At 72.0% G+C, this 23,726-nt stretch carries 22 protein-coding genes and 1 riboswitch; of the genes, 9 read left to right on the forward strand and 13 right to left on the reverse strand.

Annotated elements, in window-relative coordinates:
* The first annotated feature begins 109 nt into the window (after positions 1-109).
* Together ACFXGN_RS27885 and ACFXGN_RS27890 are read left to right on the forward strand one after the other, a co-directional pair.
* Positions 110-1,759, forward strand: coding sequence for a hypothetical protein (locus tag ACFXGN_RS27885; protein ID WP_384864435.1), 1,650 nt, complete (start codon positions 110-112; stop codon positions 1,757-1,759).
* Positions 1,749-3,425, forward strand: a complete 1,677-nt coding sequence (locus ACFXGN_RS27890) for a hypothetical protein (RefSeq protein ID WP_384864437.1) — start codon at positions 1,749-1,751, stop codon at positions 3,423-3,425. Before ACFXGN_RS27885 ends, ACFXGN_RS27890 begins: the two co-directional genes overlap by 11 nt.
* Before the next feature lie 123 nt (positions 3,426-3,548).
* On the opposite strand, the gene groL is transcribed toward ACFXGN_RS27890, so the two are convergent.
* From groL to thrC, 4 genes are all read right to left on the reverse strand, one after another.
* The gene (gene groL, locus ACFXGN_RS27895; RefSeq protein WP_366445494.1) at positions 3,549-5,177 is read right to left on the reverse strand and encodes a chaperonin GroEL; all 1,629 of its coding nucleotides are present in this window, start codon (positions 5,175-5,177) and stop codon (positions 3,549-3,551) included.
* Between the two features lie 719 nt (positions 5,178-5,896).
* Positions 5,897-6,100 carry a cold-shock protein gene (locus tag ACFXGN_RS27900; RefSeq protein ID WP_015035246.1) on the reverse strand — a complete coding sequence of 68 codons (204 nt, stop codon included), beginning with the start codon at positions 6,098-6,100 and terminating at the stop codon, positions 5,897-5,899.
* A gap of 385 nt (positions 6,101-6,485) precedes the next feature.
* Positions 6,486-6,764 carry a MoaD/ThiS family protein gene (locus tag ACFXGN_RS27905; protein ID WP_351794353.1) on the reverse strand — a complete coding sequence of 93 codons (279 nt, stop codon included), beginning with the start codon at positions 6,762-6,764 and terminating at the stop codon, positions 6,486-6,488.
* A 14-nt stretch (positions 6,765-6,778) separates the two neighbouring features.
* Positions 6,779-8,089, reverse strand: a complete 1,311-nt coding sequence (gene thrC, locus ACFXGN_RS27910) for a threonine synthase (protein WP_384864439.1) — start codon at positions 8,087-8,089, stop codon at positions 6,779-6,781.
* A riboswitch (SAM riboswitch) is annotated at positions 8,083-8,228 on the reverse strand. Its footprint overlaps the gene before it by 7 nt.
* Positions 8,229-8,376: 148 nt before the next feature.
* On the opposite strand from thrC, the gene ACFXGN_RS27915 reads away from it, so the two are divergent.
* From ACFXGN_RS27915 to ACFXGN_RS27925, 3 genes are all read left to right on the forward strand, one after another.
* Positions 8,377-9,318, forward strand: coding sequence for a glucosyl-3-phosphoglycerate synthase (locus ACFXGN_RS27915; RefSeq protein ID WP_384864441.1), 942 nt, complete (start codon positions 8,377-8,379; stop codon positions 9,316-9,318).
* Positions 9,319-9,998: 680 nt separating this feature from the next.
* The gene (locus ACFXGN_RS27920; RefSeq protein ID WP_384864443.1) at positions 9,999-11,531 is read left to right on the forward strand and encodes a hypothetical protein; all 1,533 of its coding nucleotides are present in this window, start codon (positions 9,999-10,001) and stop codon (positions 11,529-11,531) included.
* Between the two features lie 155 nt (positions 11,532-11,686).
* Positions 11,687-13,126: a trehalose-6-phosphate synthase gene (locus ACFXGN_RS27925; RefSeq protein WP_384864445.1), complete on the forward strand. Its 1,440-nt coding sequence runs from the start codon at positions 11,687-11,689 to the stop codon at positions 13,124-13,126.
* Here ACFXGN_RS27925 and ACFXGN_RS27930 read toward each other — a convergent pair.
* The 5 genes from ACFXGN_RS27930 to ACFXGN_RS27950 all read right to left on the reverse strand — a co-directional run bounded on the left by ACFXGN_RS27930 (position 13,113) and on the right by ACFXGN_RS27950 (position 16,666).
* Positions 13,113-13,676, reverse strand: a complete 564-nt coding sequence (locus ACFXGN_RS27930; protein ID WP_384864539.1) for a GNAT family N-acetyltransferase — start codon at positions 13,674-13,676, stop codon at positions 13,113-13,115. The two genes, ACFXGN_RS27925 and ACFXGN_RS27930, sit on opposite strands and share 14 nt — an antisense overlap.
* Before the next feature lie 13 nt (positions 13,677-13,689).
* Entirely contained in the window at positions 13,690-14,241 is a 552-nt protein-coding gene (locus ACFXGN_RS27935) for a lasso peptide biosynthesis B2 protein (RefSeq protein WP_384864447.1), read from the reverse strand.
* A gap of 11 nt (positions 14,242-14,252) precedes the next feature.
* Entirely contained in the window at positions 14,253-16,193 is a 1,941-nt protein-coding gene (locus tag ACFXGN_RS27940; protein WP_384864448.1) for an albusnodin/ikarugamycin family macrolactam cyclase, read from the reverse strand.
* The gene (locus ACFXGN_RS27945) at positions 16,150-16,284 is read right to left on the reverse strand and encodes an albusnodin family lasso peptide (protein ID WP_384864449.1); all 135 of its coding nucleotides are present in this window, start codon (positions 16,282-16,284) and stop codon (positions 16,150-16,152) included. Before ACFXGN_RS27945 ends, ACFXGN_RS27940 begins: the two co-directional genes overlap by 44 nt.
* A 175-nt stretch (positions 16,285-16,459) precedes the next feature.
* A complete protein-coding gene (locus ACFXGN_RS27950) occupies positions 16,460-16,666 on the reverse strand; it encodes a hypothetical protein (protein ID WP_384864451.1) in 207 nt (68 codons plus the stop codon).
* Positions 16,667-17,038: 372 nt separating this feature from the next.
* On the opposite strand from ACFXGN_RS27950, the gene ACFXGN_RS27955 reads away from it, so the two are divergent.
* From ACFXGN_RS27955 to ACFXGN_RS27965, 3 genes are all read left to right on the forward strand, one after another.
* A complete protein-coding gene (locus tag ACFXGN_RS27955) occupies positions 17,039-18,280 on the forward strand; it encodes a helix-turn-helix domain-containing protein (protein WP_384864453.1) in 1,242 nt (413 codons plus the stop codon).
* 15 nt (positions 18,281-18,295) lie between these two features.
* Positions 18,296-18,769 (forward strand): hypothetical protein, encoded by a 474-nt coding sequence (locus ACFXGN_RS27960; protein ID WP_384864455.1) that lies wholly within the window; start codon positions 18,296-18,298, stop codon positions 18,767-18,769.
* Positions 18,770-18,844: 75 nt separating this feature from the next.
* Complete coding sequence (locus ACFXGN_RS27965) at positions 18,845-19,381, forward strand: GNAT family N-acetyltransferase (RefSeq protein WP_384864457.1); 537 nt, start codon at positions 18,845-18,847, stop codon at positions 19,379-19,381.
* Here the strand turns inward: ACFXGN_RS27965 and ACFXGN_RS27970 are convergent.
* The gene (locus ACFXGN_RS27970; RefSeq protein ID WP_384864458.1) at positions 19,378-19,722 is read right to left on the reverse strand and encodes a winged helix-turn-helix transcriptional regulator; all 345 of its coding nucleotides are present in this window, start codon (positions 19,720-19,722) and stop codon (positions 19,378-19,380) included. The genes ACFXGN_RS27965 and ACFXGN_RS27970 overlap by 4 nt on opposite strands.
* Before the next feature lie 97 nt (positions 19,723-19,819).
* Between ACFXGN_RS27970 and ACFXGN_RS27975 the strand changes: the two genes are divergently transcribed.
* Positions 19,820-20,743 carry an NAD(P)-dependent oxidoreductase gene (locus ACFXGN_RS27975; protein WP_384864460.1) on the forward strand — a complete coding sequence of 308 codons (924 nt, stop codon included), beginning with the start codon at positions 19,820-19,822 and terminating at the stop codon, positions 20,741-20,743.
* Positions 20,744-20,776: 33 nt separating this feature from the next.
* Here ACFXGN_RS27975 and otsB read toward each other — a convergent pair whose 3' ends face one another.
* The 3 genes from otsB to ACFXGN_RS27990 form a co-directional block, all read right to left on the reverse strand.
* The gene (otsB, locus tag ACFXGN_RS27980; RefSeq protein WP_384864462.1) at positions 20,777-21,622 is read right to left on the reverse strand and encodes a trehalose-phosphatase; all 846 of its coding nucleotides are present in this window, start codon (positions 21,620-21,622) and stop codon (positions 20,777-20,779) included.
* Between the two features lie 138 nt (positions 21,623-21,760).
* Complete coding sequence (locus ACFXGN_RS27985) at positions 21,761-22,342, reverse strand: DUF3263 domain-containing protein (RefSeq protein ID WP_384864464.1); 582 nt, start codon at positions 22,340-22,342, stop codon at positions 21,761-21,763.
* 12 nt (positions 22,343-22,354) lie between these two features.
* Positions 22,355-23,662, reverse strand: a complete 1,308-nt coding sequence (locus tag ACFXGN_RS27990; protein ID WP_384864466.1) for an ABC transporter substrate-binding protein — start codon at positions 23,660-23,662, stop codon at positions 22,355-22,357.
* Between the last annotated feature and the right edge of the window lie 64 nt (positions 23,663-23,726).

A 23,726-nucleotide genomic window follows, 5' to 3' on the forward strand; every position in this document is an offset into this window, starting at 1 on the left:
CAGCGCTACAGTTCTGCCACGCGGCCGCCCGGTTCCCGGCGATGCCGCCATCCCGACCTGTGGGGGGTCCCCTTTGCCGCGCTCTCAGCGCAGGCTTCCGCGCGCCTTCGTGCGTGCCGCAGCCGTCTTCGCACTCTCGGCGGGCGTCGTCACGCCCGCCGTCGTCCACGCCCCGGCCGCCTACGCGGCCGACGTGTCCGGCACCTTCACCACCGACGACGCCAGGATCGGCGTCCAGATCAGCGGCAGCCCGCTGTGGATCAAGGCCAGCGTGCTGGCCTCCACCGCGCCCGGCGCCGCCGTGCTCGCCACGACCGACGACCTCGCACACCGCATGACCGACACCGACGCGGGCCTGCCCTACGGACAGACCAGCGCCACCGCGCCGCGGCTCCCCGAGGGCACCCCCTACGGGACGTACCCGGTCCTCGTCGAGTACCGGCAGCCCGGCGGCACCGTCCAGCGGTGGACCGGCGGCACGTACGAGCACAAGCGGCACACCGGGGTCTCCCGGCTCTCCTTCGACCGGAAGACCACCAGCCTCACCGAACGGAAGGTCGTCCTGTCCGGGACGGCCACCACCTGGGACCCGGTCACCCGCGCGGTGACGCCCGCCCCGGCCGGCACCACCGTCGAGGTCGCCCTCGACACCCACGCCGACGACTGGAAGGTCCTGAAGGGCCGGGCCACCACCGGCGCCGACGGCACCTTCTCGCTGCCGTTCACCCCCAACGCGAAGATCGGCGGCGGTACCGCGACCGTCGTCCCGGCCTCCGCCGACACGGTGGCCAACCGGCCCTCGGCCGTCCCCGAGGTCGAGGTGGAGAAGACCACCTACCGGATCTACGCGAACCTCAACAAGTGGCGCGTCCCGGTGAACACCAACGTCACCGTCACCGGCCGCGTCGAACGGCTGACCGAGGACGGCTGGAAGCCCTACGCGGGCGCGCCCCTCGTCAGCGGCTCCTCCCAGCCGCCGTACCACTCCCTGACGACCCACGGGGTCATGGGCCGGGGCACCTCGGCGGCCAACGGCACCTTCTCCTTCCCGGCCCGCGCCACCTCGACCACCCAGGTCTACACGTACCTGGCGCCCTCGGTGTACTACACGACCACCGCCTTCGACCAAGGGGGCATCGCCGTCCCCCAGCCGTTCTCGTTCACCAACTGGCGCATCACCCTGGACGAGTACGGCAAGCTCTCGGCCACCGGCCGGATGGCGACCCAGCGCGGCTGCTACGACGAGCCCGTCCACCTCCAGGCGTCCGTGGACAACGGCCGCACCTGGCGCAACCTGGCCACCGCCAAGGCGCAGAGCGGCGGCGGCCACTGCGCCTTCGAGACCACCTCGGGCGCCTACGTCAACGCCCTCTACCGGCTGCACCACTACGAGACGGACCAGTTCGTCACCAAGACCACCGGCAGCATCAGGCTGGGCCGCATCCCGACCCGGTTCTCGGCCTTCTCGATCACCCCCGCCCGCCCCTCGGTCAACTCCAAGATGACCGTCTCGGGCACCCTCCAGCAGCAGACCGGCGGTGTCTGGAAGCCCCTCAAGGGCGCCAAGGTGACCCTCGTGTTCAAGCCCAAGGGCGACTTCCAGTGGTACTGGGTGACCCGGAACATCACCACCGGCGCCAACGGCTCCTTCAGCTTCCGCGCCACCAACTACGGCGACGGCACCTGGGCCATGGTGAAGCAGTCCGCGAACGGCTGGTTCTACAGCGAGACGAAGGACAAGTACATCGATGCGCGCTGACCGCCGCCGGACCTCCGTCCCGCTCGCCGCGACCCTCACCACCACCCTGGCCGCGGGCCTCCTCCTCGGCGCCACCGCCCCGGTGACGGCCGCCGCCTCCCCGTCCCCGATCGGCATCGGCCCCGCCGTCACCGAGGCCGCCCAGCGCGGCTCCTTCCGGGTGAGCGCCTGGACCGACGCCCCGGGCACCACGGTCACCCAGGTCTCCGCGACCCTCCGCAGGGGCGACACCGTCATCGAGGTCCCCGCCGTCCCCGAATACACCTGGGACAAGGGCCGGTTCGGGCTCTCGTACACGCCGCTGAAGCTGACCGAGGACGGCGGCACGCTGCCCTCCCTCGGCCGGTACGCCATCGACGTCACCGCCGTCGACTCGCGCGGCAACCGCCACACCCGCGCCGACGCGGGAGTCCTCGACTTCACGCTCAGGCCGGAGCTGGCGTTCAGCCTCTCCCAGCCCGGCTGGGACGACCGCACCACCGTCCCCACCGGGACCCTGACCGGTGTCCAGCCCGGCTCCGGCGACCTCGTGCCCCTTCCCGGCCGCACGGTCGACATCCGGCGGACCGCCCCCGTGGAGACCCCCGCGCAGTCGCCCGTCACCTCGGAGACCGGCGAGTTCACCGGCGAGGCGTACACCGACGTCCGGCCCGGCGAAGTGTTCCGGGTCTCCTACGCCGAGAACAGCGAAGAGGTGCGCGGGAACCTCTCGTTCGACCGCAACCTCTACACCTGGCGCTCCCACGCCGTGGCCGTGACCGCGCGCGCCGACCGGGCCAGGGTCGTCCCCGGCCAGGAAGCCGTCGTCACCGGCCGGATGACCGACCCCCAGAACAACGGCGCCCCCCTCGCGGGCCAGCAGGTCCGCGTCGGCCCCGACTGGACCCACGTCGCCACCACCGCCTTCTCCAAGATCGTGACCACCGACGCGGACGGGCGCTTCACCGGGAAGATCCCCGCCCTCCCGGGGCAGCGCGCCGGGGGCTGGTCGGTCACCCCGGTCGACCCGTACCAGAGGTTCACCACCAATGTCGTCGGACCGCTCGCGCACCCCCAGGAGGCCAAGTTCCTGCTGGGCTCGCGCGTCCTGACGAACGAGGGCAAGGTCACCGCGACGGGCACGCTCCGCGCCGTCTACGACTCCCAGGCCTACTTCGACACCCAGGCGGTCTACCTGGAGGTCTCGCCCGACGGCCGGACCGGCTGGCGGAAGATCGCCACCGGCTGGGCGAGCAACTACTACTCCACGACCGTCACGGCCACCAGCCGGGGCGGTTACTACCGGCTGCGGCACCCGCAGTCGGACTTCTTCGACGGGGCCGTCAGCGGGGTCTTCCGCCTCGCCCGCTCCGAGGCCCGGATCATCAACGCGGACACCGGTCCCGAGCCGGTCCGCAAGGGCGCCCTCGTCACCACGACGGGCACGCTCCAGCACCATGTCGGCGGCGCCTGGCGGACGTACGGGAACGGGACCGTGGTCCTGCAGTTCCAGGCGAAGGGCTCGACGGCCTGGCGTCAGGTCGCCAGCGGCCGGTCGGCGGCCAACGGCAGGATCTCGCTCCGCGCCAAGGCGACCGTCGACGGCTCCTGGCGCCTGCGGTACTACGGCGACGCCACGCACTTCCACGGGCAGACCCCGTGGGCCGACTACATCGACGTGCGCTGACCCGTCCGCCCGCCGCCCTCCGGGAGCGGCGGGCGGACGGAACGCCCGAGGGCGGCACCCCCCGTGGGGGTGCCGCCCTCGTTCCGTTCTTCGCGTCAGCGACGAACCACCGATCCCGGAGGATCAGAAGTCCATGTCGCCGCCCGGCATACCGCCACCGGCGGGCGCGGACGCCTTCTCCGGCTTGTCGGCGATGACGGCCTCGGTGGTGAGGAACAGCGCGGCGATCGACGCGGCGTTCTGCAGCGCGGAGCGCGTCACCTTCGCCGGGTCGATGATGCCCGCGGCGATGAGGTCGACGTACTCGTTGGTCGCGGCGTTCAGACCGTGACCGACGGGCAGGTTGCGGACCTTCTCCGCCACGACGCCACCCTCGAGACCGGCGTTGACGGCGATCTGCTTCAGCGGGGCCTCAAGGGCCAGCTTCACGATGTTCGCACCCGTGGCCTCGTCGCCCGCGAGGTCGGCCTCGAGCTTCTCGAAGACCGAGGAAGCCTGGAGCAGGGCCACACCGCCACCGGCGACGATGCCCTCCTCGACGGCCGCCTTCGCGTTGCGCACGGCGTCCTCGATGCGGTGCTTGCGCTCCTTGAGCTCGACCTCGGTCGCGGCACCGGCCTTGATGACGGCCACGCCGCCGGCCAGCTTCGCCAGGCGCTCCTGGAGCTTCTCGCGGTCGTAGTCCGAGTCGCTGTTCTCGATCTCGGCGCGGATCTGGTTCACCCGACCGGCGACCTGGTCGCTGTCACCGGCACCGTCGACGATGGTGGTCTCGTCCTTGGTGATGACGACCTTGCGGGCGCGGCCCAGCAGGTCGAGGCCCGCGTTCTCCAGCTTGAGGCCGACCTCCTCGGAGATGACCGTGCCGCCGGTGAGGATGGCGATGTCGTTCAGCATCGCCTTGCGGCGGTCGCCGAAGCCCGGAGCCTTGACCGCGACGGACTTGAAGGTGCCGCGGATCTTGTTGACGACCAGGGTCGACAGGGCCTCGCCCTCGACGTCCTCGGCGATGATCAGCAGCGGCTTGCCCGACTGCATGACCTTCTCCAGGAGCGGGAGCAGGTCCTTCACGGAGGAGATCTTGGAGTTGACGATCAGGAGGTACGGGTCGTCGAGGGACGACTCCATGCGCTCCATGTCGGTGGCGAAGTACGCCGAGATGTAGCCCTTGTCGAAGCGCATACCCTCGGTGAGCTCCAGCTCCAGACCGAAGGTCTGGGACTCCTCGACGGTGATGACGCCTTCCTTGCCGACCTTGTCCATCGCCTCGGCGATGAGCTCGCCGATCTGGGTGTCGGCGGCGGAGATGGAGGCCGTAGAAGCGATCTGCTCCTTGGTCTCGACATCCTTCGCCTGCTCGAGCAGGGCGCCCGAGACGGCCTCGACGGCCTTCTCGATACCGCGCTTGAGGGCCATCGGGTTGGCACCGGCGGCCACGTTGCGCAGACCCTCGCGGACGAGCGCCTGGGCGAGGACGGTGGCGGTGGTCGTACCGTCGCCGGCGACGTCGTCCGTCTTCTTGGCGACTTCCTTGACCAGCTCGGCGCCGATCTTCTCGTACGGGTCCTCGAGCTCGATCTCCTTGGCGATGGAGACACCATCGTTGGTGATCGTGGGGGCGCCCCACTTCTTCTCGAGGACGACGTTGCGGCCCTTGGGGCCGAGGGTGACCTTGACGGCGTCAGCGAGCTGGTTCATGCCGCGCTCGAGACCGCGCCGGGCCTCCTCGTCGAACGCGATGATCTTGGCCATGTGAAGTGGTCCTCCCGGACATGGGGTGGATAACGCTCCAGGACCGCGCCGACGCCCGCGACGGACGGCCTCCGTGGTTCCGCGTGGTTCCTTGCCCCACCCGGACGGCGACCTCGTCTGCCCGATCCTCGTAAGCACTCTCACCTGCCGAGTGCTAACGCCAATGATTAGCACTCGACCTAGGAGAGTGCAAGCGACTCTCGATGATCGGGACATGGGGGAAGAGGCGGGGAAGAGGCGGGGAAGGGGCGTGGAAGGGGTGCGCGAGGGGCCCCCGGAAGGGCGCGCGGGAGCACCCGAGGGGCACGGGAAGAGGGGGAACGGGCAGGCGGCGGGCGGCGGGAGCCGGGGACGGAGGTCCACGAGCCGCGCGGGGCGTACGGGCCCGGGGCCCGGGCCCCGGGCCCTGGCGAAAGGGAGGGCGCCCGGGGCGCCGGGCGGGAGCGGGGGCGCGCTCCGGGGCGGGAGCGCGGGCGCACGGGCGTCCGGGAAGCCCGAGGGGGGCGTATCCCTCACAGGCGTCCGGCAAAGCCCGAGCGAGCCGCGTCCCCGCAGCGTCCGGAAGCGCCCGAGAGGGCCGCATCCCCGCAGGCGTCCGGCAAAGCCCGAGGGGGGACCGCATCCCCCACAGGCGTCCGGAAACGCCTGAGGGGGCCGCATCCCTTTGCGGGGATGCGGCCCCCTCGACGGCGTTGCGTCAGTGGCCGATCGCGCCGTGCTCAGACGGCGAGCTTGACCATGTCCGCCTGCGGACCCTTCTGGCCCTGCGAGATCTCGAACTCGACTCGCTGTCCTTCTTCGAGACTGCGGTAGCCATCCATCTGGATCGCGCTGTAGTGGACGAATACATCCGCACCACCGTCGACCGCGATGAAGCCGTAGCCCTTCTCCGCGTTGAACCACTTGACGGTGCCCTGAGCCATGCCTAACTCCCCTATTACTGGCCCTTGCGCGGGCCCGCACTTCACGGACCCGGGTCAGACCCTGCGCCGGAACGCGTCGACCGCGGCTGAATGTATCTGTCCAACTGCCCTCTGCAACAGGTCATTCGAGCGAGAATTCTGGGCGCGGCTGAAAGAAGAATTGGGGATATTCCCCTGGGTTACGGGGCAACTCGGGCCCGGCAAAGCGCGCAGAAGGTACACAATGCGCACACACTTTGGCTGCTTCTTGTCGCGCAGGGACGCATTCTCATATGCGTCCGGCATGAGCAGCGGAGGGGACTTCCCCAACTCTACCGCGCTCAACCATATAGAATTGCCCCCTCCGCTTATTGTCGCGGAGGGGGCAATTCGAGGGAGATGGGGATCAGCAGCCGCCCGCGACCGCCGGGATGATCGAGACGCCCGCGCCCGCCGGGGTGGCGGTCTCCAGGCCCTGCTCGAAGCGCACATCGTCGTCGTTCACGTAGACGTTGACGAAGCGGCGCAGCTTGCCCTGGTCGTCCAGGACGCGGGCGGCGATGCCCGTGTGGTTCTTCTCCAGGTCCGCGATGACCTCGGCGAGGGTCCCGCCCTCGGCCTGGACCTCGGAGAGACCGCCCGTGTAGGTGCGGAGGATGGTGGGGATGCGGACGTTCACGGCCATGTCTTCGTAACCTTTCAGAGGGCCAGGCCGGCGTCGCGGAACGCGTCCAGGCTCGGGCGGATGGTGGTGGTCGCCTGGGCGGTGTCGGCCACCGCGTCCAGGGTCTTGAGCCCGTCACCGGTGTTGAGGACGACCGTGGTGAGGTTCGGGTCGATGAGCCCGTTCTCGACGAGCTTGCGCGTGACGCCGACGGTCACCCCGCCCGCGGTCTCGGCGAAGACGCCCTCGGTGCGGGCGAGGAGCCTGATCGCGTCCACCACCTGCTCGTCGTTCACGTCCTCCACGGCGCCGCCGGTGCGGCGGGCGATGTCGAGGACGTAGGGGCCGTCGGCCGGGTTGCCGATGGCCAGCGACTTGGCGATCGTGTTCGGCTTCTGCGGGCGGACCACGTCGTGACCGGCCTTGAAGGCGGCGGAGACCGGGGAGCAGCCCTCGGCCTGAGCACCGAAGATCTTGTACGGCTTGTCCTCGACGAGGCCCAGCTTGATGAGCTCCTGGAGACCCTTGTCGATCTTCGTGAGCTGGGAGCCGGAGGCGATCGGGATGACGAGCTGGTCGGGGATGACCCAGCCGAGCTGCTCGCAGATCTCGTACGCCAGCGTCTTGGAGCCCTCGCCGTAGTACGGGCGGAGGTTGACGTTGACGAAGCCCCAGCCCTCGCCGAGCGGGTCGCCGATGAGTTCCGAGCAGAAGCGGTTGACGTCGTCGTAGTTGCCCTCGATGGCGACGAGTTCACCGCCGTACACGGCGGCCATGACGACCTTGCCCTGCTCCAGGTCGTGCGGGATGAACACGCAGGAGCGGAAGCCCGCGCGGGCGGCGGCGGCGCCGACGGCCCCGGCCAGGTTGCCCGTCGAGGAGCAGGAGAGGGTGGTGAAGCCGAAGGCGCGGGCCGCTTCGAGGGCCTGGGCGACGACCCGGTCCTTGAAGGAATGGGTCGGGTTGCCCGAGTCGTCCTTGACGAAGAGCTTGCCGGGGGCGACGCCGATCTCGCGGGCGAGGTTGTCGGCCTGGACGAGCTTGGTCCAGCCGGGGTTCAGGTTCGGCTTCTCGGCGACGTCGGCGGGGACGGGCAGCAGGGGGGCGTAGCGCCAGATGTTGGCGGGGCCGGCCTCGATCTGCTTGCGCAGTGCCTCGGGGTCACCGGTGGGGAGGTCGTACGCGACTTCGAGAGGGCCGAAACACAGCTCGCAGGCGAAGATCGGTCCGAGTGCGAAGACTTCACCGCATTCGCGACAGGAGAGCCCGGAAGCGGGACCGAGGTCGACGGTGGTCGCGGGGGTGACGGTCTGTACAGCCATGGAGGGGAGGCCCTTTCTCCTCATCTTTCCCATGACGAATTTTTCGTCATGAGACGGATTTGGCACCTTCCCTAGCCGGGGGACCTCGCTGGAGTACGAGTGACCGACTGGAGGGTTGCCGGGGCTTCAACGGGCCGTTTCCCTCTGCCCCTCTGGATGAGCGGTATTCGATTGTGAAGCGCGCTGGACTTCGTTCCTGCGCTCCGACGCGGGCGGCACCCCGACGTGCATCGGGCATCCGCGTTGTTCAAGACTGTAACCGAAGGCCCGGACGCTTGGACCGGCCGTCCGTACCGCGAGATGGAGATCACGTGCTGGAAGAGGTGGAGCGCTGGCTGGACCGGCGGTCCTGGTCCCTGGCGGACCGGCCGCTGGATCAGGTCCTCGCCGCCAAGCGCTCGACACGGGTCAGCGTGGTGCTGCCCGCGCTGAACGAGGAGGCGACGGTCGGGGAGATCGTCTCCGTGATCCGGCGCGAGCTGATGTCGGAGGCGGCACCGCTGGTGGACGAGCTGGTGGTGATCGACTCGGGCTCCACCGACCGCACGGCGGAGGTGGCGGCTGCGGCCGGGGCGCGGGTCGTCGCGCGGGACGCGGTGCTGCCCCGGATACCGGCCGTGCCGGGCAAGGGCGAGGTCCTGTGGCGGTCACTGATGGTGACGAGCGGGGAGGTGGTCTGCTTCGTGGACGCGGACCTGCGGGACTTCTCGGCGGACTTCGTGACGGGGATCGTGGGGCCGCTGCTCACCGATCCCGAGGTGTCCTTCGTGAAGGCGATGTACGACCGTCCGCTGGGCGACGCCCCCGGGCAGGGCGGCCGGGTGACGGAGCTGGTGGCCCGGCCGCTGCTGAACCTGCACTGGCCCGCGCTCGCCGGTTTCGTGCAGCCGCTGGGCGGGGAGTACGCGGCCCGGCGCTCGCTCCTCGAACGGCTGCCCTTCCCGGTCGGTTACGGAGTGGAGTTGGGACTGCTGGTGGACGCCCTGCACACGGTGGGTCTCGACGCGCTCGCGCAGGTGGACGTCGGGGTGCGCAAGCACCGGCACCAGGACGGGCAGGCGCTGGGCCGGATGGCGGCGGCGATCTACCGGACGGCGCAGCTGCGGCTCTCCCGGGGGCATCTGGTGCGGCCCCGGCTGACGCAGTTCGAGCGGGGGGCGGCGGGCTTCGAGCCCCGGACGTACGCGGTGGACACGGAGGAGCGGCCTCCGATGGTGGAAATCACGGAGTACGCGAGCCGTCGCGTGGCGTAACGCCCCATGATGATGTGTTTTGCATACATTTCGCTTTCATGCGCTTCAGACACCACCATCTGGGCAGGGTGCTCGCGGTCATCGGGCTGACGGCGGGCTCGCTCGCCTCCACGGCGGCGGGACGGGCCGCCGCGGACGTGGTCGAGCCCTTCGGCAAGCGGTACGGGGCCTCGCTGTACGGCGACTTCACGACGCTCGGCAACACGGTCATGGGCTGCCCGCCCGCGTCCGGGGACCGGGCGGACCACGGCGCCCCGGGGGCCCCGGACGGCCGGGGGCCTGCTGCGGGTCAGGGGCCCGCTGCCGGTCCGGGGGCCCCGGGGTCCGCTCGCAGCCCTGCTTCCTCAGCGGGCCCTACCAGGCCCACTGGCACTACTGGTCCCACTGGCGCCACCGGTCCCACTAGCCCCGCTGGCCCCGCTGGCCCTGTCGGCCCCGCCAGCCCTGCTAGCCCGGCTGGCCCCGCTGATCCCAAAAACCCCACGGCCCCCTCCACCACCCATCCCACCCACTCCACTCAGCCCGCCCACTCAGCCCACTCAGCCCACCCGGCTCACTCCACCCACCCAGCTCACTCCATCCACTCAGCTCACTCCGGGAGCATCGGTCCCGAGGACGCCGCCGCCCGTTGCGCGACCGCCGCGCGGGGGCAGGGTCCCGACAGCGGCAACGCCTTCGTGATGCGGCGGACCGACGCGGCGGGCGTCTCGCCCGGCTTCGGCTCCAGCTCCGGCCACGTGCGGATCCCGGCGGGCGCGGAGGTCGCGTACGCCCGGCTCTTCTGGGGCGGGAACGACGGCACGCACCGGGGTCCCGGCGGGGCCGACCTGAGGCGCTGCGACCTCGCGGGCGCGGACGTCGACCCCTCGCCCGGCGCCCCGGCGACGACCGCCCCGGTGCTCCGGATCGGCTCGGGCCCGACGGTCCCGGTCTCGATCGACAGCATGGCCACGGACCCGGCCGACAGCGCGGGGCCGCACTTCTACACCGGCGAGTCCGACGTGACCGCCGCCTTCGCGGGCGTCTCGGGGACGGACGCGCGCGTGACGGTCGGGAACGTCTGGGCGCCCGGCGGCAAGGGCTGCGCGGCGGGCTGGTCCCTGACCGTGGTCCACCGCTTCCCCGGCCCGGTCGCGGAGCTCGCCCCCGTACGGCGGACGGTCTCCGTGTACGGCGGGCACGTCGTCCAGCGGCCCGACTCCCCCGCCACCAGGGTCACCGTGGACGGCTTCCGGCGGGCGGCGGGACCGGTGCGGGCGGGCGTGGTCGCCTTCGACGGCGACCGGAACGCCCCCGGGGACGTCTTCCGCGTCGACGGCCGGACCGTCACCGAGGGCCGTACCGGGGAGACCGACAACTTCTTCGTCGGCGGGAGCGACGGCGCGCTCGACCCCCGCCCGGCCGACAGCCCCGGGGTCGACGCCAAGGAGTTCGTCCTGCCCGACGGGGCCGTCCCGCAGGGCGCGACCTCCGCCGAGCTGTCCTTCGCCACCCGGGGCGACACCTTCGTACCGGCCGGGCTGGCGTTCTCCGTGCCGGTGCCGGACCTGGAGATCACCAGGACGGCGAGCCCGCGCGCGGTACGGCCGGGAGACGTCCTCACGTACACCGTCACCGCGCGGAACACCGGCCCGGCCGACCTCCCGGCCGTCCGGTTCGCCGACGACCTGACGGGCGTCCTCGACGACGCCGACCACCGCCGGGACGCCCGTACGGACCTGGGCACGGTGACGTACACGGAACGCGGCACCGCCTTCTCCGGCGCCCTTCCCGCCGGGAGGACCGCGACCGTCACCTACTCGGTGCGGATCAAGGACCGGCCGGAGGGGGACGGGCGGCTGCGCTCCGCCGTCACGGCGGGAACGCCCCGCTCGAACTGCGGACCGGGCAGCGGGGACCCGGCGTGCGCGACGGCCCCGGAGCTGACGCGCCCGGCCCCGACCCGGGCGGCCCCGCCACGGGCGCTCCCCACCCGGACGGCCCCGGCCCGGCCGGACGCCGGGGACGCCAAGAACGCCACCGGGGAGCCCCGGGCGGCGGCCGGACCCGCCGCCCCGGCGGACCCGGCCCCCGGACCGCGCGGGAACGCGGGCTCGATGGCCGCGACCGGCGGCCACGGCGAGCGGCTGTGGCTGCTCGGCGCCCTCGGCCTGGCCCTCGCGGCGACGGGCCTGGTGGCGAAGGCCGCCCTGCGCGGCCGACGCGACAACTGAGGAGGCGGGGGGCTCCGGGAGGGGCTCCGGGGGCCTCCGGGACGAAGGAGGAGGCCGGGGCCCCGCCGCCCCACCGGCGAGGACCCTCCGTGGCCGGATCGCCCCGTCTCGTATCCGTACGTTTGAGCGTTTACGGGACGGGCTAGGTTCGCCCCATGGCTACTGTGCTTGTGGCATCCAACCGGGGCCCCGTCTCGTACGCGCTCGGCGAGGACGGCGGACTCGACGCCCGCAGGGGCGGCGGCGGACTGGTCTCCGGTCTGAGCGCCGTCTCCTCGCGGGACAGCCGCTGGATCTGCGCGGCCCTCGGGGACGGCGACCGGGAGGCCGTCCGGCGCGGGATCTCCGAGCCGGGCGTCCAGATGCTCGACATCCCGCCGGACGTGTACGCCGACGCGTACAACGGCATCGCGAACTCGGTGCTGTGGTTCGTCCACCACCATCTGTACGACGTCCCGCGCGAGCCCGTCTTCGACGCGGGGTTCCGCCGCCGCTGGGACGCCTACCGCGCCTACAACCGGGCCTTCGCGGAGGCCCTCGCGGCCGGTGCCGACGAGGGCGCGGCCGTCCTCGTCCAGGACTACCACCTGGCGCTCGTCCCGGGACTGCTCCGGGAACTCCGCCCCGACCTGCGGATCTCCCACTTCACCCACACGCCGTGGGCCGATCCCTCGTACTTCCGGATGCTGCCCGCCGACATCCGCGCCGAGCTGCTGTGGGGGATGCTCGGCGCCGACGAACTCGGCTTCCACACCTGGGCCTGGGCGCAGAACTTCATGGGATGCGCCTCCCTGGACGACGCGACCGGGACCGCCGACGCCTTCTTCCCGAGCGGCGACCCCCGCCGCTGGGTGCTCCACCGCAGGACCGGCGGCCCGAAGCGGACCACCTGGATCAAGACGTACCCCCTGGGCGTGGACGGCGAGGACCTGCTGGCCCTCGCACACCGGCCCGAGGTCGACGAACGGCTGGCCGCCCTGCGGGCCGAGGTCGGCGACCGCAGGACCATCGTCCGGGTCGACCGCACCGAACTGTCGAAGAACATCCTGCGCGGGCTGCTCGCCTACCGGGAACTGCTCACCGTCCACCCCGAGTGGCGCGGCAGGGTCGTCCACCTGGCGTCCGCGTACCCGTCCCGGCAGGACCTGGAGGTCTACCGCGCCTACACCGCCTCGGTCACCGAACTGGCGGCGGAGATCGACGCGGAGTTCGGCACGGCGGACTGGCGGCCGGTCCTGGTCTCCGTCGAGGACGACTTCACCCGCTCCCTGGCCGCGTACCGCCTGGCGGACGTGGCCCTGGTGAACCCGGTCCGCGACGGCATGAACCTGGTCGCCAAGGAGATACCGCTCGTCTCGGAGGAGGGCTGCGTCCTGGTCCTGTCGACGGGCGCGGGCGCCCACACCGAACTACGGGACCACGCCCTGACGGTGAACCCCTACGACGTCACGGAAACCGCCGAGGCCCTCCACCGAGCCCTGACGATGCCCCCCGAGGAACGCGCCACCCACACGAAACACCTCAGAGCCGCAGCCACGGCCCTCCCCCCACAACAGTGGTTCCTCACCCAACTGGCGTCCCTCAGATCCCACTAGAACCGGGGTCGACCAGCCCCCGCACGACGGACGGCCCGGCGAAGTCACGGGCGAGGGCGTCCATGACCGACTCGTCACACACCCGGCCGAGCCAGTACCCCGCCTCTCGCAGGGTCCCCGCGAGCCGGAACCCGGCCCGCTCGTACGCCTTGACGGCCCCGGCGTGGGGCGCCAGCACCTTCAGCCAGACCATGCGCAGATTGACGACGTGGAACGCGTAGTCGAGCACGAGCCGGGTGGCGGCGCTCCCCAGCCCCCGCCCCCGCGCCTCGGGGGCGAGCATGACGACGTACTCGGCGGTGCGCACCCGGTGGTCGGGGAGCAGCGTGGCGACCCCCACCGGGACCGGTGCGGCGCCGCTGAGGTCGTAGACGGTGAAGCGGATGTTCTCGCCCCGCAGTTGGTGGGCCATCCCTTCGGTGCGGCTCTCCAGCGATTCGGGCGCCTGCCGCCCGTACCCCACGAGGAGGGCCGGGTCCTGCTCCCACCGCCAGTAGCTCTCGACGAGGTCGGGCCGGAAGGGCCCGAGAGCACAGGTGTCGTCCTTGATCCACAGGATCGGGTCAGTGGTCACGGAGGTCTCCGATCACGAGAACGGGGGTGTGGGCGCGGGTCGAACCGGGTTCGGCCACGGGCGTGCCGTCCCCAGTCTGGACCCATGCGTGCAGCCGGACGGGGTCCGGCGCGATGCCGTGGCACCAGGTGACGGACAGCCCTCGTGCGGCGAGGAGCAGCACGGCCGCGGCGGACTCCTCCAGACAGGCGGTGCGACCGGGCGACAGCCAGGCCGCACGGCGTACGGCGAGCACGGCCGCTCTCGCCTGCCCGGGGGTGGCGGGACGGCGGCATGTCGACGCCGCGGCCCGGATCACGGCCGTCACCCGGTGCATGGCGGTCGCCCTGCTTCCCGCCCTCTCGACCGCGAAGATTCCCGCGAGGGCGAGGGCCGCCGAGAGGGGCCAGGCCCCACCGGGGCGTTCGATTCCGGCGGGGTGCTCGGTGCTGCCCCAGCTCGCGGCAGGTACGGCAACGGGGTTCGGGCTCCGCCCCGGCACCTGGCAGCGGACGCGGCCGGTGCGGTAGTCGATGATCACCAGGACGTGCCCGAAGTCCACGGACCTCTCCCTCACACGGACCTCCCGGGGAGGCCGAAGATCCAGGTCGGTGCCGGGTCGCGATGGTGGGCGCGCAGCCAAGCCTCCGCCATGAGGGCCTGTTCGAGGGTGGCGAGCGACATCGGGACACCGGCCGCCGCATGTCGGAGGTGGCGGCGGAAGAGGGCGGGATCGAGGAGCCCCAGGGACGCCAGGCGTCCGTCACCCAGCGACTGGAGATCGGCCAGGTTCTCGCGCATCCCGGTGAAATGGTCGGCCTCGAAGCTCCCCTTCGTGGTGCGCGCGGCCACGGCGGGCGGCAGCAGGTCGCCGACGGCCCGCACGAGAAGCGGCTTGTACCCGTGGACGGGCGGCCGGTGGTCCAGCGGATCGCGCAGTACGGCATCGATCACGGACGGGTCCAGGAAGGGATTGTGGAGGTCGATGCCACAGGAAGCCGCGAGTTCCGCATCGGCCCTGGCGGTACGCGCGACTTCCCGGATCTCGTCCACAAGCGTGTGGAGGGAGGCGTCGAAGCGCCGAAGAGGGTCGGGGGCAGCGGCGGCCCGCGCGGCGGCTTCGGCGACGTGGCCGAGGGCGAGGGGTCCTGCCCACCCGGGAACGGGCGGTGGCGTGACCCAGCGGACATTCCCCCGGCCGAGGCCCGGCGCTGTCCCGCCGGAGAAGTACCGGGCGAGGTCGGCGAGAGCATCGGAGCGACGGGTGGCGGCCATCGTGACGGCACCGCGCAACAAGGGCACGACGGGGACGCGCCGCAGGCGGGCCCAGCCGTACGCCTCCCTCAAGGTCCGACGCCACCGCCGGGCGCGCACGAGGTCACACAGCTGCGCCGGAGGCCGGAACAGAACGCTGTCCCCGCCGTCGCCGGTGAGATGCGTCCGGGTGCCGAACTCGCGGCGCATCCAGCGGAACTGACCGAGGAGCCGGGCCTGTGTGAGGGTCGACGGGGCGGGCTCGTCGGTGGCCGGTACCGAGGTGATCCCGCCGTACGGCAGATGCTCCGCGCCCAGCGGGAGCAGGCGGTGGGAGATCCGGCCCGCCGAGGCGGCGGCCAGCCCCGCGTAGTACAGATCGGCCCCGTCCAGGCGCCCCTCCGGATGGATCGTCACCGCGTCGAGGACGTGTGGATCACTGAGGGAGCGCGCTGCGAGGACGGCCACGGTGGTGGAGTCCAGACCGCCGGACAGGTCCGAGGACAGGGAGGGATCCGCCCGCACCCGCAGCGCCACGGCATCCGTGAGGGCTCGGCGCAGCCGCCTGTGCGCTGGGCGGTGGGGCTCGGGTTCTGGACACCACGTCGTGGAGCGGCGGAGCGGGCCCCCGTTCCTGGGCAGCTCGACCCGGCTGCCGGGCGGAAGCTGCTCGACCCCCGAGAAGAAGGTCCTGCCGCCGACCAGCGGGGGAACCGAGGGAGCCAGAACCGCACACGCGATGCGGCCCACATCGACATCGGCGCCCGTCAGCGAGGCGAGAGCGCGGGCGGAGGTCGCCCAGGCCCAGCCGCCGTCCCACCGTGTGGCGTACACCGGGAAGGCGGCGGCCGGGTCGGTGTGCACCACCACGCACTCCGTACACTCCTCGACCACGGCGTACGAGCCGGGCCAGCGCCATGTCACGTCGGTCGGCACCGGCTCGGCGGAGAGATCACGCAGTTGTCCGGTCGTCGCCCCGCACCATCCGATCACCAGGACACGGGGGCGCCCACCGCCCGTGGGCACCGCGTGGACCGGAGTCTCCCCGAGCCGCCAGAGGGTGCCCGGAGGAGCCGGATTCCGCGCACCGGACACGCGCGGGAAATCGTCCGAGGTCGTACTGAATCCGCCGAGGGTCACGGGGTCCTCCGGTGTCGGGCCGAGTACGGGGGCGGAACCGGCCCGAGCCGGTGCCGCCCCCGCGCGGACGGAACGGTCAGCAGTTGTACGCGCGCCTCTTGTCCTCGGACTGGCCACCACCCTGGCCCTCGGTCAGAGCCACCGCGTCGCCGATGTCGATCGTGTCCGGCTCGGGTGTCAGGTCGTCTTCCTCGCGGAGCGGTTCGTTCATGACGGTTCCTTTCCCTGGTGGATGAGGTGTGTGTGCGACCCGCTCCGTACCGACCGCGGAGGCGGGGGAGGGAGCGGGAGACCGTGGGACTACCCGCCGGGCGCCCCCGCGACGGACAGGACGATCACGAGGGCACAGGTGACGACGGCGTGGAGCAGGACGACGAGGCGCTGTCTCATCCGGCGGTCTGGACGTTGGCCACGGCCGTCGACCACTCCACGCCGGAGACGGGCCGGATGTGGGCGACCCGTACCACGCGCCCATCGGTGTGGACTTCGTGCGTGACCGCCATCAGCTCGCCCTCGCCCCGGGAGGCGATGTCCCGCACCTGGCGTCCGAGCAGCTCATGCCGCTCATATCCGGCATGGTCGACGGCGTTCACGCTCCGCCCTCCGGGCCGGTCCGCTCGTCGGCGAAACGCCGCAGGAACCGCTCCCAACCGCAGGCCGCCCGTTCCCGCAGCTCACGACTCGGAACGCCATGCTCCGGCCCCGGTATGCCGTGCGCGTGTCCGCTGGCTCCGGGCGTGCGGTGGGGGAGGGTACTGGCCATCGCATGGCTCCCTTGGTGGGTTCGGTAGCCGTACGGGCTGGTTGAGACCCGTATTGACCGGCCTGCGCCCAGGCGGGCATGTGCTCAGTCAACGCAGGAATGCGGCAGTGGAACCATCCGCGATGCGGCATGTGCATCCGGATATGCGCGGAGCGGGTACGGGTACGCGCACAGTGGGGAGGGAAGCAATGATGGGGAGACATTGAGCATTTCACCCAAGGTCAGAGAAGCCTCCCGCGCGAGGGACTACGGCAAGGTCATCGAGCTGACGCGCACGAGCGCGCGTATGACGCAGACCCAGTTAGGCGAGGCATGTGGGATGTCGCAGTCCGCGATCTCCCGTCTGGAGAAGCGTGGGGCGCGCTCATACGCGACGGATGTCCTGGCGACGATGGCCACCCACCTGGGCATCCCGAGAACTTTGCTGGGTCTTGCGCCCCTCGCACAGACACAACAAGAGGGGTACGAGCATGTGGAACGACGCGGCTTCCTCGGAGGAGTGGTCGCTGCCGCCGTCACCCCAGCTCTTCCTGCCGTCCACGACCATGCTGACGAAGCCTCCCTCCAAGCCGCCGCTCTGCGGCTCGGCACGGCTGCGTACAGGCGCCTGGACGCATCGGTCCCATCCCGTGAGCTGGCCGAAGCGGTGCGGTCGCACGTGCGGCTCGTCCAGACCGTGACCAGGTCCGCATCCCGAGACGGGCAGCGGGCCCGGCTGGCTGCGGTCTGCAGCGAGGCGGCAAGCCTGGTGGGGTGGCTGTCGTGGGACATGGGCGACCACGGTTCGGCGCGGAGTTGGTACGGCTCGGCCATCAAGGCGGCGCGCGCGGCTGGCAACCCTCTGCTGGCTGCCTACCAGGCGGGAAGTCTCGCCCAGTTCGAAGCAGACACAGGCAACGGCGTGCGTGCTCTCCATCTGACGATGACGGCCCGGAGGCTCCTCGACGGGCGCACGACTGCGGTCGCAGGCGCTTGGCTTGCGTCAGTGCAGGCCCTGGCCCACGCGGCGGCCGGACACGAGCGTGAAGCAGACCGCGCACTGGTCGCGAGTCGGGCTCTGTCCGAGAAACTCAGCCCTGCGGAACCACCTCCGTGGCCATGGGTGTTCGCCTTCGACGAATCCAAGGTCGCGGCGGCCCGGGTGACCTGCGGGGCACGGCTGAGTCTATCCGGATGGGCACTGGGTATGGACGTGGAAGCACTCGCCACCGGTCACGCGAAGCAGCGATCTCTTGTCGTACTCGACATCGCGGCGGGGCATCTGGCGGCAGGACGGGTGGAAGCCGCGTTCTCGCTGGCCACCCGAGCGCTGGAGACCGGTCTCCAGTACGGTTCCGGGCGGATCGTGGAGCGTGCCCGCGCGATCCGACGCTCCTACGGAACCACGTCGGTTCCCAAGGTCGTCCGGGAATTCGACGGGCTTCTTCATGATTTCCACCTGTAGCGGGGAGGGCACACGATGCGTGTGGGGATCACCGGCCATCGCGGGCTGGACACCGATGTGGAAAGGCGCGTCCGTGGGCTTCTGGAGGCCGTGGTGCGGGCGTACGACCCGGACGAGCTGGTCGGTGTCTCCTGCGTCGCGGACGGTCCGGACGCGTGGTTCGCCGAGTACGTGCTCGCGCACGGCGGGCGGCTGGAGGTCGTCGTCCCGGCCGACGCGTACCGGGAGAGCCTGCCCGAGGAGCACTGGCCGGTGTACGACCGGCTGATGGACCGGGCGGCGGAGGTGCACCGGACCGGCATGACCGACTCCGACTCGGTCGCGCACATGGCGGGCAGCGAGATCCTCGTGGATCTGGCGGACGAACTGCTGGCCGTGTGGGACGGAAACCCCGCGTGGGGCTTCGGCGGCACCGCCGACGTGGTGGCGTACGCGGAGCGCGCGGGCGTCCGGGTGCGGGTCCTGTGGCCGGACGGCGCGACCCGCTAGCCCGGCACCGGCCCGCCCGCCCGCCCACGAAGCCCACGGCACCCAGTACGCCCACCACACCTGGAGGCAGCCCCTATGACCCCGCGACTCCGTCGCTACGGCGGTGCGGATCTCCGTCAGGTCGTCGTTCCCCTGATCGCGGTGTACGCGCGGGTGCGCGAGCCGCTGCTCCATCTGCCGAACTACGCGGTGGCCACCTTCGCCGAGCGGCTGGAACGCCACGGCGGAGAGCCGGGGTTCGGGGCGGTCCTGGCCTTCGACGACGAGGACCGGCCGGTGGGCTACGCGTACGGCAACACCGTGGAGGAGGGCGACCGGTGGTGGACCCGGATGGGCGAGGTCGACGCCCGCTTCACCCGCACCCCGGCCCTCGCCCTCAAGGAGATCGGCGTCACGACCCCCCACCGGGGCACCGGACTCGCACGGCGCGTCCATGACGAACTGCTCGCCGGGCGCGCCGAGGCGCACGTGTCCCTCATGGTCAACGCGGCGGCGGGCGGCGGAAAGGTCCGGCGGGTCTACGAGTCCTGGGGCTACACGGCGATCGGCACGAGCCGCCCGTCCCCCGACTCACCGGCCCTCACCTCGATGATCCGACCGATCGCCCGCTAGACCCGCCCCTGCTGCCGGGTCCTCCCCCACTCCGACAGCGGCTCCAGGGCCTCGTTCAGGCGGAGGCCCGAGGGCGTCAGGGCGTACTCGACGCGGGGCGGGACCTCGTCGTGGGCGGTGCGGTCGACGATGCCGTGGGCCACCAGTTCGCGCAGATGCGAGGCGAGGACCTTCTCCGTGACGCCCGGGAGCATCCGGCGCAGTTCGCCGAAGCGGCGGTGCGGCGCCTGGTGGAGGGCCCACAGGATCAGCACCTTCCACTTGCCGCCGATGACCTCCATCGCGGTGTCGAGGCCACAGTCGTGGCTCCCCTCCGTGCCCGGCCTGTTCGCCGTCGCCATCTGTCCACCCTTCTGACCTGCTCGCTCACCTCAGGGTAACCACCCACTTAACAGTGGGTACTTGATCGGCCCGCAACCCCTGCCGCAGCCTGAGGACATGACAGCGAACTCCCACGGGAAGACCCCCGTCACCCTCCTCGGCCTCGGCGCCATGGGAACCGCCCTCGGCCACGCCTGGCTCGCCGACGGCCACCCGCTCACCGTATGGAACCGCACCCCCGGCCGCGCCGGAGCGCTCACCGCCGAAGGCGCCGAGACCGCCGCGAGCGCCGCCGAGGCGGTCGCCGCGCACCGCCTCGTCGTCGTCTGCCTCCTCGACGACGCCTCCGTCGGCGAAGCCCTCGCCGACGCCGACCTCACCGGCAAGGACCTCGTCAACCTCACCACCACGACCCCCGCCGAGGCCCGCGCCCGCGCCGTCTGGGCGCAGGAGCGCGGCGCCCGCTACCTCGACGGCGGGATCATGGCCGTCCCCCCGATGATCGGCGTGCCCGACGCGGGCGCCTCCGTCTTCTACAGCGGCTCCCGCGCCCTCTTCGACGAGCACCACGAGACCCTCGCCGTCCCCGCCGCGACCAGTTGGACCGGCGAGGACCCCGGCTTCGCCGCCCTCCACGACATCGCCCTGCTCAGCGCCATGTACGGGATGTTCGCGGGCATCAGCCACGCCTTCGCCCTGATCCGGCGGGAGGACATCGACCCGGTCGCGTTCGCCCCGATCCTCTCCGACTGGCTCACCGCCATGACCGCCGAGGCCCACGGGAAGGCCCGGCACCTGAGCGGCGGCGACTACACCAAGGGGGTGGTCTCCCGGCTGTCCATGCAGGTCGCCGGCATCCCGACCTTCCTCGCCACCGCCGAGGAACAGGGCGTGAGCCCGGAGCTGCTCACCCCCTACTTCGCCCTGATGCGACAGCGACTGACGACGGGTCCCGACGCGGGCGACGAGGACCTGACGGGCGTGATCGACCTGCTCGTCGGGGACGTCCCCGAGGGGGGCTCCCGTACGGGACGTCCCTGAGGAGCCTTCCCGTACGGGATGTCCCCGGGTCCCTCAGGCACCGCCCCCCACCGCCGCCGCCAGGGACGCCAGCAGGTCCACCACCCCCCGCGGGCCCTCGACCGCGAGGTCCGCGCGGTCGGTGAGTTCCGTGACCTCCGTCGAGCCGCTGCACACCAGGAGGCCCGGCACGCCGTCGGAGCGGAGCTTCTCCACGGCGGCGAAGGCGGGCAGGTCCCCCAGGTCGTCACCCGCGTAGAGCACCGACCCGGCGCCGGTCTCCCGTACGTACTCCAGGAGCGCGACCCCCTTGTCCATGCCCGGCGGTCGCAGCTCCAGGACCATCCTGCCCGGTTCCAGGACCAGCCCGTGGTGGGTGGCGAGGTCCCCCAGCGGTCCCTTGAGGGCCTCGAAGGCGTTCTCGGGGTCGAGGGCGCGGCGGGTGTGCACCGCGACCGCCCGGCCCTTCTCCTCGATCCAGACCCCCGGCCAGGCACCGGCCCGGTCCAGGAAGCCGGGCAGTTCGGCGCGGACCGAGGCGACCCCCGGGTGCGGGGCGGGGGCGTGGACGGTGCCGGTGACCGCGTCCCAGCGCTCGGCCCCGTAGTGGCCGAGGACGACGAGGTGTTCCAGACCGGGGACCCCGGCGAAGCCGCCGTGGCGGACGGCGACCCCGGCGGGGCGGCCGGTCACGACGGCGACCGAGGCGACCCGGGGCGCGAGCGCGGCGAGCGCGGCGACGGCTCCGGGGTGGGCGCGGGCCCGCTCCGGGTCGGGGACGATCTCGGCGAGGGTGCCGTCGAAGTCGAGGGCGACGACGGCGTGCGCGGGCCGCGCGAGGAGCGCGGCCAGACCGTCGCGGCCGGCGGAGGTGGTCGGGTGCGGGAGGCTGCTGACCATGCCCCGACCCTACCGACGCAGGGCGCCCGCGTCAGCGGGACGGACCACCGGACCGGACCACGGGACCGGAGCACGAGGCCGGACCACCGGACCAGACCTACAGGACCGGACCACCGGACCGGACCACCCGGCGCCCGGTCAGCGCCGCTGCTGCCGTTCCGTCCTGATCCTGCGCAGCCGGTTGACCGTCACCGGGTCGTGGACGAGGGCGCGGGGATCGTCGAGGAGGGCGTTGAGGAGCTGGTAGTAGCGGGTCGGGGAGAGTCCGAGGCGCTCGCGGACGGCCCGTTCCTTGGCGCCGGGCCCGGGCCAGGAACGGCGCTCGACGGCGAGCAGGGCCCGCTCGCGCGCCCCGAGCCCGGAGGCATCGGCGGCGGGGCCGGGGCCGGGGCCGGGCGGGGGGACCGTACCTCCGTCGACGGAGGGCGCCGGGACCGCGGCTCCGGCGGCGGCGGGCGCCGGAGCCGTATCGCCGTCCGGGGCGGCGGGCATCGGAGCCGTACCGGCGTGGTCGGCGGACGACAGACCCGTACCGCCCTGGCCGGTGGTCGACAGACCCGTATCCCCGCCGTCCGCGGCCGACAGGCCCGTACCCTCGCCGTCCGTGACGGCGGGCGATCCGTCCCCGGCGGCGTCCCCGCCACCGGCCGCGTCCCCGCCACCGGCCGCGTCCCCGCCCCCGACGGCGTCCGCCCTCGCGTCCCTTTCCTCCTCGGTCATACGACCAACCTATTACTCCGCGTTCTCCGCCGCCGTCGCCACCCGGCCGATCGAGGCCAGGACCTGCGAGGGGTTCCCGGAGGGGGTCACCGCCTTGCCGATGTTCTGCTTGACGGTCTCGCTGACCTTCGCCCAGGAGGTCTTGCCGACCGGGGGGAGCTGGCTGCCCGGGAGCGTCTTGAGGAAGACGCGGAGGTTGGCGTGCTCGGCGTCGGTCTCCATGCGGGTGGAGGCGGTGACGGTGACGGGCAGGAGGTCGTTGTCCCCGGCGAACTTCAGCACGTTCTCGTCGCTGAAGGCGAAGTTGAGGAAGTCGCCGATCTCCTTGCGGTTCCCGTTCTGCTTGAAGCCCATGATCCAGTCGGCGACGCCCATCGCGGCCTTCGCCGGGCCGTCGTTGCCGGGCAGCGCGATCTGGCCGACCTCGACGCCCTTCTTGGCCGCTTCCTTCAGGAGCGAGGGGTGGCCGTTGAGCATCCCGACCTCGCCGCTCGCGAAGGCGGCGAACGCGGCCTTGCGGTTGAGCTTGCCGGGCGAGACCGGACCGGTCAGGCCCTTGCCGACGAGGTCCTTCTTGAGCCATTCGAAGGTCTTGACGTTGGCGTCGGAGTCCACGTTGTAGTGGTCGGTGCCGTCGGTCCAGCCACCGCCGCCGCTGAGCATCCACATCAGCGCCTCGGCCTGCGCCTCCTCCGGTCCGAGGGGCAGCGCGAAGGGGGTGCGGACGCCGTTCTCCTTGAGCTTCCCGGCCGCCTCGGCCAGCTCGTCCCAGGTGGTGGGCGGCTTCGCCCCGGCCTCCTCGAAGAGCGCCTTGTTGTAGAAGAGGGGGCGGGTGGAGGCGACGAACGGCAGCCCGTACTGGGTGCGCTTGTGCTCCCCCGCGGAGACCAGCGGGGGGAGGAAGTTGGCCTGGACGGGGATGGAGAGGAGTTCGTCGGCGGAGTACAGCTCCCCGGCGGCGGCGTAGTCGGCGTAGGCGCCGATCTGCGCGATGTCGGGGGCCTTGCCCGCCTTGACCATCTCGGCGACCTTGCGGTCGACGTCGTCCCAGGACTCGACCCGCACCTCGACCTTGACGCCGGGGTTCTTCGCCTCGAAGGCGGTGACCAGGCCGTCCCAGTACTTCTTGGTGGTGTCCCCGCCGGTGAGGTCGTAGTCGGCGGCGACCAGCCGGAGGGTCACCTCGCCGGATTCACCCCCGAGGGCGCCGCAACCGGTGACCGTGGCGGTCAGCCCGAGGGCGGCGACGGCCGCGGTCAGTCCAAGGAATCGTCGCCGCTGCACGGATTCGTCCACCTTTTGCTCGTCGTTGAGCTGCATCGAGCCGCACGTTCGCCCTGAGCAGGGCCGCAAGTCTCCCCCTTGGGCAGGTATGAGGTCTACA

Origin of the sequence: Streptomyces sp. NPDC059247 (assembly GCF_042754005.1) — a bacterium.
GTDB lineage: Bacteria > Actinomycetota > Actinomycetes > Streptomycetales > Streptomycetaceae > Streptomyces.

Coding starts and splice junctions, on each gene's coding strand:
- ACFXGN_RS27905 (WP_351794353.1), bottom strand. CDS start 6,764: ATGGCCGTGAACGTCCGCATCCCCACCATCCTCCGCACCTACACGGGC.
- ACFXGN_RS27890 (WP_384864437.1), top strand. CDS start 1,749: ATGCGCGCTGACCGCCGCCGGACCTCCGTCCCGCTCGCCGCGACCCTC.
- otsB (WP_384864462.1), bottom strand. CDS start 21,622: ATGGTCAGCAGCCTCCCGCACCCGACCACCTCCGCCGGCCGCGACGGT.
- ACFXGN_RS27975 (WP_384864460.1), top strand. CDS start 19,820: ATGACAGCGAACTCCCACGGGAAGACCCCCGTCACCCTCCTCGGCCTC.
- thrC (WP_384864439.1), bottom strand. CDS start 8,089: ATGAGGAGAAAGGGCCTCCCCTCCATGGCTGTACAGACCGTCACCCCC.
- ACFXGN_RS27900 (WP_015035246.1), bottom strand. CDS start 6,100: ATGGCTCAGGGCACCGTCAAGTGGTTCAACGCGGAGAAGGGCTACGGC.
- ACFXGN_RS27925 (WP_384864445.1), top strand. CDS start 11,687: ATGGCTACTGTGCTTGTGGCATCCAACCGGGGCCCCGTCTCGTACGCG.
- ACFXGN_RS27970 (WP_384864458.1), bottom strand. CDS start 19,722: ATGGCGACGGCGAACAGGCCGGGCACGGAGGGGAGCCACGACTGTGGC.
- ACFXGN_RS27945 (WP_384864449.1), bottom strand. CDS start 16,284: ATGAACGAACCGCTCCGCGAGGAAGACGACCTGACACCCGAGCCGGAC.
- ACFXGN_RS27960 (WP_384864455.1), top strand. CDS start 18,296: ATGCGTGTGGGGATCACCGGCCATCGCGGGCTGGACACCGATGTGGAA.
- ACFXGN_RS27985 (WP_384864464.1), bottom strand. CDS start 22,342: ATGACCGAGGAGGAAAGGGACGCGAGGGCGGACGCCGTCGGGGGCGGG.
- ACFXGN_RS27920 (WP_384864443.1), top strand. CDS start 9,999: ATGCGGCGGACCGACGCGGCGGGCGTCTCGCCCGGCTTCGGCTCCAGC.
- groL (WP_366445494.1), bottom strand. CDS start 5,177: ATGGCCAAGATCATCGCGTTCGACGAGGAGGCCCGGCGCGGTCTCGAG.
- ACFXGN_RS27990 (WP_384864466.1), bottom strand. CDS start 23,662: ATGCAGCTCAACGACGAGCAAAAGGTGGACGAATCCGTGCAGCGGCGA.
- ACFXGN_RS27965 (WP_384864457.1), top strand. CDS start 18,845: ATGACCCCGCGACTCCGTCGCTACGGCGGTGCGGATCTCCGTCAGGTC.